At 26.5% G+C, this 14,567-nt stretch carries 13 protein-coding genes; 5 read left to right on the forward strand and 8 right to left on the reverse strand.

The window, feature by feature from the left end; genetic code table 11:
- Position 1 precedes the first annotated feature (1 nt).
- From JRV97_RS02995 to JRV97_RS03005, 3 genes are read right to left on the reverse strand one after another with little or no spacing between them, the layout of a single operon-like run.
- Positions 2 to 1,333 carry a sensor histidine kinase gene (locus JRV97_RS02995; protein ID WP_281000052.1) on the reverse strand — a complete coding sequence of 444 codons (1,332 nt, stop codon included), beginning with the start codon at positions 1,331 to 1,333 and terminating at the stop codon, positions 2 to 4.
- Positions 1,308 to 1,970 (reverse strand): response regulator transcription factor, encoded by a 663-nt coding sequence (locus JRV97_RS03000; RefSeq protein ID WP_281000054.1) that lies wholly within the window; start codon positions 1,968 to 1,970, stop codon positions 1,308 to 1,310. Before JRV97_RS03000 ends, JRV97_RS02995 begins: the two co-directional genes overlap by 26 nt.
- 12 nt (positions 1,971 to 1,982) lie before the next feature.
- Positions 1,983 to 2,432 (reverse strand): hypothetical protein, encoded by a 450-nt coding sequence (locus JRV97_RS03005; protein WP_281000056.1) that lies wholly within the window; start codon positions 2,430 to 2,432, stop codon positions 1,983 to 1,985.
- Between the two features lie 146 nt (positions 2,433 to 2,578).
- On the opposite strand from JRV97_RS03005, the gene hslV reads away from it, so the two are divergent.
- The 3 genes from hslV to ispE are packed head-to-tail and all read left to right on the forward strand — an operon-like array spanning position 2,579 to position 4,448.
- Positions 2,579 to 3,112 (forward strand): ATP-dependent protease subunit HslV, encoded by a 534-nt coding sequence (hslV, locus tag JRV97_RS03010; protein ID WP_281000058.1) that lies wholly within the window; start codon positions 2,579 to 2,581, stop codon positions 3,110 to 3,112.
- Positions 3,109 to 3,693: an NUDIX domain-containing protein gene (locus JRV97_RS03015; protein WP_281000060.1), complete on the forward strand. Its 585-nt coding sequence runs from the start codon at positions 3,109 to 3,111 to the stop codon at positions 3,691 to 3,693. The genes hslV and JRV97_RS03015 overlap by 4 nt, the downstream gene beginning before the upstream one ends.
- Complete coding sequence (gene ispE, locus JRV97_RS03020) at positions 3,693 to 4,448, forward strand: 4-(cytidine 5'-diphospho)-2-C-methyl-D-erythritol kinase (RefSeq protein WP_281000062.1); 756 nt, start codon at positions 3,693 to 3,695, stop codon at positions 4,446 to 4,448. Before JRV97_RS03015 ends, ispE begins: the two co-directional genes overlap by 1 nt.
- Before the next feature lie 16 nt (positions 4,449 to 4,464).
- Here the strand turns inward: ispE and purB are convergent, their stop codons facing one another.
- From purB to JRV97_RS03035, 3 genes are read right to left on the reverse strand one after another with little or no spacing between them, the layout of a single operon-like run.
- Positions 4,465 to 5,760: an adenylosuccinate lyase gene (gene purB, locus JRV97_RS03025; protein ID WP_281000064.1), complete on the reverse strand. Its 1,296-nt coding sequence runs from the start codon at positions 5,758 to 5,760 to the stop codon at positions 4,465 to 4,467.
- The gene (locus JRV97_RS03030) at positions 5,757 to 6,416 is read right to left on the reverse strand and encodes an MBL fold metallo-hydrolase (RefSeq protein WP_281000066.1); all 660 of its coding nucleotides are present in this window, start codon (positions 6,414 to 6,416) and stop codon (positions 5,757 to 5,759) included. Before JRV97_RS03030 ends, purB begins: the two co-directional genes overlap by 4 nt.
- Positions 6,417 to 6,428: 12 nt before the next feature.
- Positions 6,429 to 8,093, reverse strand: a complete 1,665-nt coding sequence (locus JRV97_RS03035) for a GGDEF domain-containing protein (RefSeq protein ID WP_281000068.1) — start codon at positions 8,091 to 8,093, stop codon at positions 6,429 to 6,431.
- 188 nt (positions 8,094 to 8,281) lie between these two features.
- On the opposite strand from JRV97_RS03035, the gene JRV97_RS03040 reads away from it, so the two are divergent.
- Together JRV97_RS03040 and JRV97_RS03045 are read left to right on the forward strand one after the other, a co-directional pair.
- Positions 8,282 to 9,565 (forward strand): trigger factor, encoded by a 1,284-nt coding sequence (locus JRV97_RS03040; protein ID WP_281000070.1) that lies wholly within the window; start codon positions 8,282 to 8,284, stop codon positions 9,563 to 9,565.
- Between the two features lie 92 nt (positions 9,566 to 9,657).
- Positions 9,658 to 11,811, forward strand: a complete 2,154-nt coding sequence (locus tag JRV97_RS03045) for a Tex family protein (RefSeq protein WP_281000072.1) — start codon at positions 9,658 to 9,660, stop codon at positions 11,809 to 11,811.
- 20 nt (positions 11,812 to 11,831) lie between these two features.
- Here the strand turns inward: JRV97_RS03045 and JRV97_RS03050 are convergent, their stop codons facing one another.
- On the reverse strand, positions 11,832 to 13,226 hold the full coding sequence (locus tag JRV97_RS03050) for a sensor domain-containing diguanylate cyclase (protein WP_281000074.1): 1,395 nt from the start codon (positions 13,224 to 13,226) through the stop codon (positions 11,832 to 11,834).
- Positions 13,227 to 13,343: 117 nt separating this feature from the next.
- On the reverse strand, positions 13,344 to 14,534 hold the full coding sequence (locus tag JRV97_RS03055) for an amidohydrolase family protein (protein WP_281000076.1): 1,191 nt from the start codon (positions 14,532 to 14,534) through the stop codon (positions 13,344 to 13,346).
- Between the last annotated feature and the right edge of the window lie 33 nt (positions 14,535 to 14,567).

Consider the following 14,567-nt stretch of genomic DNA (forward strand, 5'->3'; position numbering starts at 1 on the left):
TTTAAGAAAATTTAATCTTAAATGTACTACCTTTGCCCATATCACTTATAACCTCTATTTTCACCTTAATTTTCTCACTTATCCTTTTAGCAATAGACAATCCTAAACCAAAACCTTTTGTTGAACGAGATTTATCAGATTTATAAAATCTCTCAAATATTTTAGGTATTTCTTCCTTTGCAATCCCAGGCCCCTTATCAATAATTTCAATAGAATTGTCTAATAATTTTATAAAAATTTCATTTTCATTATTTAATTTAGTATATTTTATAGCATTTTCAATAATAACCTTAAGTAATATGCTCAGATAATCTTTATTAGTATTTATATATATATCTTTTAATTCTGTATTTATTTTTATGTTTTCATTTTTATAAATTCCTATAATCTTTTCTATTACTTCTTTCAAATTTACTTTTTCAAATTTTATTTCTTCATCTGCTTTAGTCAATAATAATAAATTCTCTACCATTTCTTTTAAATAATTAGATGATTCTTTCATATTATTCAATGATTCATAAAAAACCTCTTCATCTTCCTTTCCCCATCTCTCAATTAATTTAATATATCCAACTATTGAGGTTAAAGGAGTTCTTAACTCATGAGATACGTCAGAAACAAATTGTTTTTGTAATTCATACCCTTTATTTATCTTTTCTAACATTGAATTAATATTTTTTGTTAATGTATGAAATTCTATAAATTTTTGTTCTGGTATTCTTTTATCCAAACTTTCTACATTTATTTCGGATATTTCTTTTGATATTTCCAATAAAGGTTTCAAAGACTGTTTTGCAAAGTAATAAGAAATAAAAATAGAAATTAAAACACTTATCAAACTAAGTCTAAAAGATAATAAATTAAATGTTCCAAGTAAAGCCGTATATTCTAATGAAGGTCCACCTATTATTAAATTAGAATCTCCAAAAATTCTGGTTTTAATAAAAATATAATATAACCCATCTTTTTTATAAACCGCAAAATCTTTTTTTATATGATAAATTTCATCATTTACAATGCCATATGGATCATTTAATACAATACCATCTAAAATCACTACTTTATTTGATATTATACTATTTTTTAGTCTTTCAGAATCCTTTAATACATTCATATTTCTCATCATAACTCCCATTCTTTCAGACGGAAACGGTTGAGAAATCTTTTCTATCTGCTGTTTTAATATAACAGCATAAGATCTTACAGATATTCTTTCAACAAAATATCTTAATGAAAAAATAATTGCCAATAAAACAACCATCATTACCATTGTATATATAATTGTAAGATTTACAACAACACTTTTTTTACTCTTCTTTAAAAACGTAACCAACACCTCTCACTGTTTTTATTTTTTTCCCTTCATTACCTAATTTTTTTCTTAAATAATTAACATAAACTTCTACCAAATTAATATTTTCAGGATCATCATATCCCCATATTTCTTCAAGTAATTTTTCTTTTGAAATAACATTATTTTTGTTAATTATCAAATATTTCAACAAGTTAAACTCAGTAAGTGTCAAATTTATTTCTTTTCCATTTACTTTAACTTCCATTTTTTCGGAATCAATTTCTATATTAGAAGCTATTAAAACTTCATGTTTCCCCAATCTTCTTAACAGTGCTTCTATTCTGGCTAAAAGCTCTTCTATTTCAAATGGTTTTACAACATAATCATCAGCACCAGTTTTTAACCCTTCAACCCTTGAACTTACATCCCCTCTTGCTGTAAGCATTATTATTCCAACATTGTGATCATAACCTCTTATTGATTCTGCAACTTCTATCCCATCAATTTCTGGTAACATTAAGTCTAAAATTATTATATCTGGTTTAAATAATTCATATTTTTCCAAGCCTTCCTTACCATCATTAGCTATTTCAACCTGAAATCCCTCGTGCTTTAACTCTAATTCCAATAATCTCGAAATACTTTTATCATCTTCTACTACTAAAATTTTAAACACATAATCACCTTCTTAATATGTAAATCCAATATATAGTTCCTTCAATGTTGTTTCAATTATCATATAACCCCCAAAATTTTCTAAAAAGAATTTTATGCCATACTTTGTCGAAAAATCCAAATTAGATGATACTGGCTGTTCAATAATAATTGACGCTTCTCTCTTTCCAAATGTTGCCATTATAGAAAATTTCGTGTTATAATCCACAGTATCTATCAACGTACTAAAATCAAATGTCCCTTTTAAATCATATAAATAATATTTGATAAACGGAAAGGAAAAACCTGAATCAAAACCATATTTAATATTGGAAACATCTTTAAAAGATAAAATTCCATCAAATCTTCCTGTCACATCATTAAGGGTAGGAATAACTATATCCAACGAGAATACTGACTTCGCCGCAGTTCCTACATTAATCATCATTATCAATAATACAAAAATTAAAAATACCTTTTTCATCTTTTTACCCCCCTATGTTATAATATATTTGTAATCTACTAAAATTATAGTTTATTTATTTTACAATACAATTAAAACATATTATAACTAATTATAATATATTATTCTTAGAAATTACTTAAAATCAAAATAGCGAGGTGTTTAACATGGAATTTAGAGGAACCACAATCGTTGGAGTTAGAAAAAATGGAAAAACTGTAATTGCTGGTGATGGTCAAATTACACTTGGCAATACAATATTTAAAGGAACTGCAAGAAAAGTTAGAAGATTAGGAGAAGGTAAAGTTATTGCTGGTTTTGCTGGTTCAGTTGCCGATGCTTTAGCTTTATTTGAAAGATTCGAAACCAAATACAGAGCAAATGCAGGAAATTTATTAAAAGCTGCTGTTGAACTTTCTAAAGATTGGAGAACAGATAAGGTTTTAAGAAAATTAGAGGCTATGTTATTGGTAGGAGACAAAGATTATTTACTATTAATTTCAGGAAATGGTGAAGTTATTGAACCAGAAGAAAATGTAATGGCTATTGGTTCTGGCGGTCCATATGCTTTAGCTGCTGCAAAGGCATTATTGCAAAATACAGATTTAGATGCAGAAGAAATTGCAACAAAAGCTTTAAAAATAGCTGGAGATATATGTATATATACTAATCAAAATATCACTGTGGAGGTTATTGAATGAAAGAAAAAGTTTGGGTAGTAAATAATGAAATTTTACAGGATATCGAATTTTATAATGGATTTACTATAGTAGAACAAAATATGCTTGAAAAAATTTTTAAAAATGCCTATTTTATCGATAGAGAATTAGCAGAAACTGATGAATCAAAAAAACAAATTATTCCATATGTTGTTATAAAAGATGAAAAAGGTAAAATTTTAGTTGTACAAAGAACAAAAAAACAAACAGAAAAAAGATTACATAATTTATACAGCGTTGGAATTGGCGGTCATATAAACCCTATTGATGAAAGCAACAATCCTGAATTGACATTTTATAATGGATTAAACAGAGAATTAAACGAAGAATTATATATTGACAAATTAAAATCATTAGAATATGTTGGTTTGATTTTAGATGATTCAACAGAAGTTTCCAGAGTTCATCTTGGAATTCTGTTTATTGCTTATGTTACAACCGCAGATATTAGAGAAAAAGAAAATTTCAATGAATTATGGTTAGATGAATTAGAATTTAGAAATTTCAATGGTAATTTTGAAGGTTGGTCTCATATTGCATTAAGAGCTCTTGAGGTGATTTAATGCTCTTAAAAGCATATGCAAAAGTCAATCTTTTTTTAGATGTGGTGAATAAAAGAGATGACGGATATCATGACATTTTAACTTTATTTAATAGTATTCCATTATACGATGAAATTGATGTTGAATTTTCTGAAAAAGAAATATTTACATCTACTCCTAAATTAGATTTTCCATGGGAAAATAATCTAATAAAAAAAGCAATAGATACTTTTAAAAAACTAACTGGTTATAATTTCAATTTGAAAATTCATTTAAATAAAAAATTACCTCAAGGCGGTGGAATCGGTGGTGGAAGCGCTGATGCTGCCGTCATTTTAAGATTTTTAAAAGAACATTATAAAATAAGTAATTCAGATATTATAGAAATTGGGTCAAAAGTCGGTGGTGATGTACCTTTTTTAATATTTGGTGGTACCGCGATTGCTGAAGGAATTGGGGATAAACTTACATTTTTAGAACCTCTAAACCTGGATTTTGAATTTAAATTTCCAGGAATACATGTTTCAACTCCTGAAATGTATAAAGAAATTGATAATAATTGGAACAACTTAAAACATTTAGGTAATCCAATGATATTATACGAAGCTTATAAAGAAGGAAATATAGAAAAAATAAGAAAAAATTCTTTTAATATTTTTGAACAGGTTGTTTTTCTTAAATATCCAAAATTAAAAAATATTAAAGAGGAAATGTTAAAAAACTCTATTGTTTCATTAATGAGCGGCTCTGGAAGTACTATATTTTCAGTAAAATAAGCTGCCATTGGGCAGCTTATTTTAGATTAAATCTTCTATATATCGCATCGATATTTCTTAAATAATAATGTGGTGTGAAAATTTCATCAAATTCTTCCTTAGAAAATAGATTTCTGATTTTTTCATTATCCCATAACAATTCTTTAAAGTCTTTTCTTGTTTCCCATGCTTCTAATGCATATTTTTGAACAAACTTATATCCTTCTTCTCTGCTCATCCCCTTATCTATTAACGATAATAACACTCTTTGAGAATATACTAAATTATATGACCTTTCAAATGTTTCTTTCATCCTGTCTTCATTTACAATAAGATTTTCTATTAAATATTGTGTTTTTTTCACCATATAAAATGCTATTAATGTTGCATCTGGTAAAAATACTCTTTCAACAGAAGAATGAGATATATCTCTTTCATGCCATAATGCTATATTTTCATATCCTGCTACAGTATAGCTTCTAAGCATTCTCGCCATACCTGTTAATCTTTCACATAAAATAGGATTCTTTTTGTGTGGCATAGCTGATGACCCACGTTGTCCTTTTTTAAATGGTTCTTGTGCTTCTAAAACCTCTGTTTTTTGCAAATGTCTTATTTCAACCGCTATTCTTTCTATTCCTGCTCCAATTAATGATAATACAGAGAGATATTCTGCATGTCTATCACGCGGCACAACTTGTGTTGCTACTGTTTCTGGTTTTAAACCTAATTTTGTTAATGCTATTTTTTCTATTTCTGGATCTATATTAGCATAATTTCCCACAGCACCACTGAGCTTCCCATAAGATATATTCTCAATTGCCCATTCAAATCTCTTTATATTTCTTTCTAATTCTGCTAAATATGATAACATTTTTAATCCAAAAGAAGTTGGTTCAGCATGTACTCCATGTGATCTTCCTACTGTATATAAATACTTGTATTTTATGGCCTTTTCTTTTAATATTTCTACTAATTTTTTTAATTCTTCTAATATTAATTCTCCAGCTCTTTTGAGCCCCAAAGACCAGGCGGTATCTACTATATCTGAAGAAGTTAAACCTTTGTGAAAATACCTTGCTTCATCATCCATACCATCTGTAATTGATTTTATAAATGCTATTACATCATGATCTACAACACTTTCAATTTCAAGAATTTTATCTACATCTATTTTTGCTTGACTTCTAATTTTTTCAGCAGTACCTTTTGGCGCTATCCCTTTTTCTTCAAATGCTTCAACTACAGATAATTCTATTTCCAACCAACGTTTATACTTTTCTTCTTCTGTCCATATTTCTTTCATTGGTGATAAAGAATATCTTTCTATCATTTTTTCCCTCCATATTTTAAAAAAATATTGTTTTTCTTTAATTCTTTTAATGTACAAATCCCCATATGTCCTGGCATTATCAGGGTAGTTTCTTCTTTTGCTTTAATATACTCATTGAATTTAGCTAATGATTGAAACATTATTTTTTCATCTCCATAGGGCAAATCCGTTCTCCCTATTGATTCTGAAAAAATAAAATCACCTGTAAAGATAAAATCGCCAAAATCATATATCATGGAACCAGGAGTATGACCAGGATAATATGAAGCTAAAAACTTTAAATCACCATAATTATAGTATCCTTCATATAATTCTTTATAATGAATATTTAGTTTAAGTTCATCAGAAAATAAAAAACTGAGATTAACAGAAGAATCTGTTAACCCCATTTTCTCTTTTTCTGGAATCATTATTTCAAAATTCTCAAAGTCTTTTAATCCTATTATGTGATCATAATGGGTGTGTGTAACAAGCACCCCTTTGTATTTAAAAGAGCCTATGTCAAAAAAGTTAAATATTAACCCATTAAATTTCCCTGGATCTATTATAATTATCGTTTTATTAGTTGTAATTACATAAGTATTTACACCAAATGGTGGCAAAATAAACAAATAAACTTTAATACCTTTATCTCCATAAAAAGGGAATATATCCATTTTTCTTTACCTCTAATCATTATTTTTTAATCTTCTTAATAATTCTTTTTTCTTATCTTTCATTTCTTTCATACGTTTTTTAGAATCAATAAAAATAGATTCAATATCCTGGCCACTATATTCTAAAAGGCCATAGCTAATTGAAATTTTATATACTTTATCTGTTGTTATATTGAACTTTTTTACAAAGTCTACCAATCTTTTCAGAATCTTTTGAGTTATCTCAAGGTTTAAATACCTTAACACAATTAAAAACTCTTCTTCCCCTATTCTAAAAACAAAATCTCTATCCCTAATAGTCTTCTTTATAATCCCCACTAACTCTAAAATCATTTCATTTGCTTCATTTTTACCATGTTGTTCCAATACACTTTTATAATTATCCAAACTTATATATATTACGCAAAAACTCTCTTTATTACTTATTATTTTTTGAAATACTTTTATTGATCCTTTTTTATTAAATAATTTAGTCAAATCATCTTTCAATGCCATATCATATAAAAGTTCTTTTTCCTTTTCAATCATTTCGAATTTCTTTTTTAAATTTAATAATTCATTCTCCTCTTCACTTATTTTCTTTGAAAGAGTTGTTACTAAATGGGAGTAATATTTAATTAAAGTATCAATCTCTAAAACATTCGTTTCAACTTCTTCTACCTTCCCATTTTCAATATTTTTTATCAATCTAATCAAAGGTTTTTCAACTTTTCTTGAATTATAACCTATAACCATAGCAAAAATTAAAATAAACCCACCTATAACCAGCATCGAAATATATATTAAATAATTCTTTACTTTTACAATATCTGAAAAATTTATTTCTACTTTCGTCAAAGCTGCAAAATTAAAACTTTTTTCATCACCAGATGGTCTCCATTTAAAATAAATATATACTTTCTTACCATCAGATTTTTCTTTAATTATATAATCTTTTATTTCACCATCAGAATATTTTAATTTGCTAAAAATATCCTTTTCTTCATTATCCAATAATGGATAATCTGATGAAAACGGAATATATGAATTATTATAAGTGTAAATACCCTCAATAAAATTGAATTTTATAACAGAAATATCTTTCAAAAAATTAGGGATATTTTTTTCATTAAGTAATAATCCAACCTCAAATATATTACCATTTTCCATTACTTTATATCCATATATTCTTGGATTATTTGTTTTTACTTCAAAAGATATTTTCCCTATAAATTTTTTATCATTTTCTAACTTTTTTTTCAAGTTTCTCCAGTATTCAGGAACCCTTAACGACAAATTCAACCCCAAATCATTTGTATAATCAGTTTCTATTATTATTCCATTCTTATCTATTATATAATAATTTACATTTTTTATTATTTGTTTTTCTTTCAAAAATTTTATTTCCGGTATTGAAAAAATATTCTGTCTATTATTCTTCTTATAATTCGAATATGCTTCATCCAGAGTTTCTGACAAAATCTCTTCATAATTACTGCTATGAAATTCTAGATATTTTATACCATTATTATAATATCTCGAGATAGACGCAATGGAGCCTTTTATAGTCGAATTATACAAATGTCTAAATAATATATTTTCTGTTACCGAAATAATTATAATCATTATTATTCCTAATATTACCATTATAATAAATGAATTGCTAAATAATAAATCTTTCAATCTTTTTTTATTCAAAATATTCACCTCCCATTCCCCCGTAATATTATACAATAAATTTTCCAAAAAAGAAAATCAAATAATCAAAAAAGTTATAAAAGTTATTACTTCCTCGAAATCCTATTTTGACCTAATTTTAACAGTATTAAAGTAAATTATCTGTATAATATACACTAGAAAAAAACTTTAGAAAAGGAGTGTTGAACGTGCAAAAAGAAATTATTTCCGAAGAAAAGAATGTAAAAAGGTATCTTATCAAATTTGACAAAAAAGAAATTGATAATGCAGAAAACCAAATAGTTAGAGAATTAAACCAAAGATACACATTTCATGGATTCAGAAAAGGTAAAGTCCCAAAAAAAGTTATGAAAATTAAATTTGGTGAAGATTTTATAGAAATGGTTAGAGAAATTTTAATCGAAAAAGTTGAAAATGAATTTAAAGATGCGAAAGTTTTGTTTGGTCCATATATTGAATCATTTGCATTAGATAACGACTACGCTGAAATCGAAGTATTAATTCACGAACATCCTGAAGTTGTTTCAACCAAATTCGAAGAATTAAAAGTTGAAGTCCCTACAGAAAAAAAAGTTGTTGAAAAATTTGTAGAAGACAGAATCAAAGAATTATTAGAGGAAAATCCTATTTTAGAAGAGAAAGAAGAACCAGCTGAAATTGGAGATTTAGTAAAAGTAAAATACACTGTATTAAACGAAGAAGGAAAAGAATTATTCAAAGATAAGGAAAGTGAATACGTATTATACGAAGAAGACAAAAGACCTATGGTTACAGATTTAATTGGTAAAAAGAAAGGCGATTATGTGGAAATAAACAGAGAATTTGAAGATAAAAAATACTTATATCAAATAACTGTTGAAGGCGTCTATAAAAGAATTGTTCCAGAATTAACAGATGAAATTGCAAAAACATTAGATGCAGAAGTAAATTCAGTACTCGAATTAAAAGAAAAATTATCTAAAGAAGGTGCAGAATCATTTAGAGTATGGAAAGATGATTATATTAAAAATTATATCCTTGCTGAACTACATAAATATGTTGAAATTGATGTTGCCGATGAAACAATTGATGATTTTGTTGAAAAAACTTTAGAAAGAGTAAAACAAAACGGAAAATATGACGAAGAAGTTGAAAAACACGGCGGAGAAGAAAACTACATTAACGAATTAAAAGAACAAGCTATAAAATCAGTAAAAGAAATGACAATAATAAATAAAATTGCTGAAGAAAATAACTTAAAAGTTGAAGAAAAAGAATTGAGCGAATCTATACATTCTTTTGCACACATGTACAGAATTCCACATGATAAAGCAAGAGAAATAATTTATTCAAACGCTGAAATATTGGGAAATTTAATGTGGGATATTTTAAGTAAAAAAGTTGCTGAACATATTTCAAAAAATGTTGAAGTTGTTGAAGTAGAAAACTTCGAAGAAAAACAAAACGAAGAAAACAAAGAAGATGAAAATTAATAAAAATTAATAAAACAGGGATATAATCCCTGTTTTATTAATTTAATTTAAGCTTTGATTATTAGCTAAAAGTATGATTTAGGGGTGATTTGATGAATATTTTAGAGGTTATTTCAAAAGATATAAAAGCTAAAGAATGGCAGGTAAAAAATACTATAGAGTTGCTGGATAATGGAAATACAATTCCTTTTATTAGTAGATATAGAAAAGAAGCCACAGGAAATTTAACAGAAGAAGATGTTAGAAAAATTTCTGAATTGTACCAATATTATACGGAGTTAGAGAAAAGAAAAGAAAGCGTCATAAAATCCATAGAAGAACAGGGAAAATTAACAGAAGATTTGAAAAATAAAATATTAAATTCCATGAAGCTGAGCGAAGTTGAAGATTTATATTTGCCTTATAAAAAAAGAAAAAAAACTAAAGCAGACATTGCTATCGAAAATGGTTTAGAACCATTAGCACAAAAATTATTATTACAGGAAATAACAGAGATTGAAAAAGAAGCTGAAAAATTTATAAATGACAAAGTTCCTTCTATTGATGAAGTTTTAGAAGGGGTTAAATTTATTATAGGGCAGTATTTCGCCCACAATGAAAAAATAAGAAAAACTTTAAGAAATGATTTATTAAGATTTGGAAAAATAGAAAGCTCTAAGAAAAAGAAATTCTTAGAAGAAAAAACTAAATATGATATGTATCACGAATTTTCTCAAGAAATTTCAAGAATACCTAATTACAGAGTGCTCTCTATCAATAGGGGTGAAAAAGATGGTGTTTTAAGTGTCAAATTAACTATCGAAGATAAATATATTGAAAAATTATATAGAAATTATTTAACCAGATTTCCAGAAAATAATAAGGTTATAAAAGTAGGGCTCGATTACGGATTTAAAAATATGTTATTCCCATCTATTTCGAATGAAGTTAGAAATATTTTAACTCAACGTGCAGAAGAAAAATCAATTGAATTATTTTCTAAAAATTTAAAAGAATTATTACTTACACCACCTTTAAAAAATAAAAGAGTTTTAGCTATAGATCCAGGTTATAGAACAGGATGTAAGGTTGTAGCTTTAGATGAATCTGGTAAGTTTTTGGAAAATAATACTATTTATCCTGTTCCACCTCAAAATGATTTTGAAAATGCTGAAAAAATTGTTTTAGATCTAATTAAAAAATATAATTTGAATCTTATCGTAATAGGAAATGGAACTGCTTCTAGAGAAACGCAAAAATTTATCGTTGATACTGTTAAAAAACATAATTTGAATTTAAAATATATTTTTGCTGATGAGTCTGGTGCTTCTGTGTATTCCGCTTCAAAATTGGCTGTTAAAGAGTTTCCAGATCTTGATGTTACTGTAAGAGGAGCTATAAGTATCGGAAGAAGAATTCAAGATCCATTAGCAGAATTTGTAAAAATAGATCCAAAATCTCTTGGAGTTGGACAATATCAACACGATATGAATCAAAAATTATTAAAAGAAAAATTAGAAAATACCGTTGAACATGTAGTAAATCTTGTTGGTGTTAATTTAAACACTGCATCTTCAGCATTATTACAATATATTTCTGGTATTACACCAAAACTTGCAGAAAATATAGTAAAATATAGAGAAGAAAATGGTCCTTTTAAATCAAGAAATGAATTATTAAATGTTAAGGGATTTGGTCCAAAAGCTTTTGAACAGGCTGCTGGCTTTTTAAGAATATTTGATGGAGAAAATCCTTTAGAAATTACAGGTATTCACCCTGAAAGTTATGAAAAAACAGAAGAATTACTAAAATTTTTCGGATTCAAAAAAGAAGATATTCTTGATAATGAAAAATTAAATTTGATTAGAAGAGAATTGGATAAATATACAACCAATGACAAGATCAAAGAATTATCTGAAAAATTAGATATTGGAGAGTACACATTAAAAGATATTATTTCAGAATTAAAAAAACCCGGAAGAGATTTAAGAGATGATCTACCTCAACCATTATTATATGAAGATGTTCTAACTTTAGATGATTTAAAAGTTGGTATGATTTTACAAGGAAGAGTGACTAACATCACAGATTTTGGAGCATTTGTAGATCTTGGTATAAAAGAAAATGGTTTAATCCATAAATCAAATGTTTCAGATAAATTTATTAGGCATCCTTCTGAGGTTCTAAGTATAAATCAAATTGTTACTGTAGAAATTTTAGATATAGATAAAGATCTTAAAAGAATTAATTTAAAACTTAGATCATAAAAAATGCTGAGGTTAATTCCTCAGCATTTTTTTGTTTTTTTCATTTCATACATCAATGTATCTACTTTTTTTAAGTTTTCTGTTAAAGTTATCGTTTCATCCAATTCCGTTATTCCAAAAGAAATGCTTATTGGAAATTCCGAATGTTTCAATTTTTCCTTTATTCTATTCATAATTTTTTTTGAATCTTCAATATTTGTATTTGGAAAAATAATAATAAATTCGTCTCCACCATATCTTGCAAAAATATCAGATTCACGGATATTTTCATTAACAACTTCAGAAAATAAAATTAAACACATATCTCCATAATCATGCCCATAAATATCATTTATCATTTTAAAATCATCTATATCTATAAAACTTATTGTTATGAGATCACCATATCTTTTACTTTGTTCATAAATTTTTTTTAAATATTCCCCTAAAAAATTCCTATTATATGCTTTGGTTAAATGGTCTTTTATCGACATTTCATAATATTTTTCTTTTTCCTGATACAATTCTCTATATAGATTGTTAAATCTTATAACCGATTGAATTGCATATGTTATTTCATCTAACAATGCAAATTCCAACTTTGTAAATCTATCATTTTTAGGTCTTTCATACAAAATTGCTCCATATACTTCATCATTTTCATCCTTTAATGGAACGCCATAAACACTATATGGTTTTGGCCTGGCACCAACATGGTGTATTTTATATCCATATGGTAGCTCATAATTAAGAGAATCTGAAATATATATTTTTTTGTTGTAATCTATAACGTATGAAGTCAATGTTTTATTACTTCTTAAAAATTCTTTTCCTGTTAAAACTATATCATCTATAATACCAAATTCAATATAAATTTTGTTTTTATCTTTCAAAGTGGCTATAGCTATTTCTTTAATAATATCATATTCTTTTAAAACATTAAATATCTTTTCATACGTTCTTCTACTATTGAAATTTAATTTTGATAATTCTTTAAAACTTATCTCACTTATCTTTTTTGATATTTCAAGATATTTATAATCGAGTAATTTTATTTCATTTGTTACATCTAAGACTGTTATTACATAATATTTTTCATTTTCTATAATAACACCTTCAAAACCAATTTCTATATACCTTTCTTTAAATTCTTTTACATCTTTAAAGGAAATTTCATTATTTGCATTTTGGAATATATTTATATAATCCATCAAATTATGCAGTTTAGTTATATCTGATTTTATTTTAACATAGTTTTTATAATCAAAATAAATCTCCAATGGTGAAATTTCTTCTAAATTTACATCAAATAATTTAGCTATTCTTTTAAATGCATTATTAAGATATTCAACTTCTCTTTTGTGAATTATCAATATCCCCATATTTTCATTTTCGAAATGCTTTTCAAATATAATATTCTTTACTTTATCATTCATAGCCATCCCCCTGAATAACAATGATTATCTATTTTATTCTATATCTATTTTTTTACATTTTAATGTTTTTGGTGACAATAATTTTAATTATAGATTAGCAGAAGATTGATTATTAGTTTATAATATATTTCCTTTAAATATAACATATTGCGGTTTTTCATGATTTCTCAATGATTCTAATATATTTTTCTCTTTTAATATTACCAAATTAGCTAAATTCCCTTCTTTTATTTCAAAATCTTTTATTCCCATACTTTTAGCTCCGTTAATAGTTATCATATCATATAATATTTCCATATCTTTTTGTGTTGTCATCCATAAAATATGAGATGCTAAAAAAGCTACTTCAAGCATATTATTCCTTCCATAAGGATAATAAGCATCCGAAATATCATCTTGTCCTAATGCTACTAATGCTCCTTCTGAAATTAATTCTTTTACTCTTGCATGAAGTGGCCCAGTATGAGGATCTGTTATAATTCCAATTCTTGCTTTTTTTAATAATTCTATTAACTTCATTAAGTATGGTGTAGAATACATAGACATTGCTCTGGCGTGATGAGCCAATACTTTTCCTTCAAACCCTTCCTTTAAAGTTTTTACGGCTAACATTTCAAGTGTTTTTAATCCAGGGTCTCCAGCATCATCAACTAACATAGATATAGGTTTATTAAATTCTTTAGCAATTTCAAACATTTTATCGATATGTTCTTTTTCATCTTCTTCGGTTAATTCAATCCACGGAATACCTCCAACAACATCTGCACCTAATTTTATTGCTTCTTTAATCAATTCATATGTCCCTGGTTCTTTTACAATTCCATCTTGAGGAAAAGCTACAACTTCTAAATACAATTTATCTTTAAATTCTTCTTTTACTTTTAACAAAGATTTTACTCCTACAAGTTTAGCTTTACTATCTACATCTGCAAAAGCCCTTATATGGGTCACTCCATTTTCTACTGCTAAGTTTAATGCTTTTCTTACATTTGGAATAATCCATTTTTCATCATATTGCTTTTTTATCTCTGCCGCAAGCTCAATAGCTGTCATAGCTCTTCCCATATTTTCACCATGATAATCTTTTAATGCTTCTTCATTCATTTTCATTAATGTATAAACTTTACATAGGTGAAGATGCGGATTAACAAAAGATTCTGTTACTAAATTCCCATGAGCTTCAATGATTTTTTCTGATTTATCACTAATATTATCTGAAATTTCAACAATCCTACCACCTTTTATACCAATATCTTTTAACTCTTTATAATTCCTTAATTTTGCATTTTTAATTAAAATATCGAACATTTTCTCCCTCCTAGCAAAAATGCGGCAATAATG

Source organism: Marinitoga aeolica, from assembly GCF_029910535.1.
GTDB lineage: Bacteria > Thermotogota > Thermotogae > Petrotogales > Petrotogaceae > Marinitoga > Marinitoga aeolica.